This is a genomic window from Peribacillus sp. P4_C12 (assembly GCF_056402095.1).
This window is the reverse complement of sequence record NZ_JBFUIB010000870.1, coordinates 1-1157: the sequence shown is the minus strand read 5'-3', so window position 1 is coordinate 1157 and position 1157 is coordinate 1. Positions and strand designations below refer to the sequence as shown.

Below are 1157 nucleotides of genomic sequence, written 5' to 3'. Positions count from 1 at the left end.
TCCCTGGATACAGCAGAAGCCATATTAAGAGTGATTGAATCCATGACCTTTTCGGCAGAAGCCATGGGGAAAACGGAAAAAAGTCGTGAGGTGAGCTATACATGATCAAGAAGGAAACGATGAAGGTGTTGACTCATAAAGAACTGGCTCCATCCATATTTGAACTTACCCTACAAGGTGAATTAGTTTCAGAAATGAAGCAACCGGGCCAGTTTGTACACGTAAAGACAACTGAAGGCAACGAGCCTTTGTTAAGACGCCCGATTTCGATTTCTTCTTATAACAGTAGTGAAAAACAGTTCACGATGATATACCGGGCTGAAGGRAAAGGAACGACACTGTTGTCACAGTGTAAGCAGGCAGAAGGTGTAGATATCCTCGGTCCGCTTGGCAACGGCTTTCCGGTTCATGAAGCAAATAAGGGAGAAACAGCTCTGTTGGTTGGTGGTGGGATTGGTGTCMCACCTCTGTATCAGTTATCGCAGATGTTGGTTGCTAAAGGAGTTAGGGTAATACATGTACTAGGCTTCCAAACGAAGTCTGCCATTTTTTACGAAAAAGAGTTTAGTAAATTAGGTGATACCTATATTGCCACAGTAGATGGATCGTATGGAACAAAAGGATTTGTTACGACAGTGATTGACAAGTTGGATACGGAGTTTGAAACAATCTTTTCCTGCGGGCCAACACCAATGCTAAAAGCATTGGAAGCGGGCTATCGTGAAAAAAAGCTTTACCTGTCTCTTGAAGAAAGGATGGGCTGCGGAATTGGTGCGTGTTTTGCCTGCGTGTGTCATACAGGAGATGATCCGAATGGTTTCAGTTACAAAAAAGTATGCAGTGACGGACCCGTATTCCGGGCAGGAGAGGTGGTATTATGAGCAGACTTTCAGTTGAGTTACCAGGATTACACCTGAAAAATCCGGTCATGCCAGCATCTGGTTGCTTTGGATTTGGTCGTGAATACAGCCAGTTCTTCAACTTGGATGTACTGGGTGCAATTATGATTAAAGCGACAACTCCTGAGCCGCGGTTCGGTAATCCAACCCCGCGTGTTGCGGAAACTTCTTCGGGAATGCTGAACGCGATTGGTTTACAAAATCCAGGTTTGGCTAAAGTCATCAATGAGGAACTGGACTGGCTAAGTGGGTATGATG

The 1157-nt window shown here is 44.8% G+C and carries 1 protein-coding gene and 1 pseudogene; both read left to right on the top strand.

Features of this window, described 5'->3' with window-relative positions:
- The first annotated feature begins 101 nt into the window (after positions 1–101).
- A complete protein-coding gene (locus tag AC1DUW_RS29820) occupies positions 102–881 on the top strand; it encodes a dihydroorotate dehydrogenase electron transfer subunit (protein WP_477644305.1) in 780 nt (259 codons plus the stop codon).
- Positions 878–1157: pseudogene (locus AC1DUW_RS29815) on the top strand (dihydroorotate dehydrogenase catalytic subunit); the annotation flags it as partial. The gene AC1DUW_RS29820 and the pseudogene AC1DUW_RS29815, both read left to right, overlap by 4 nt.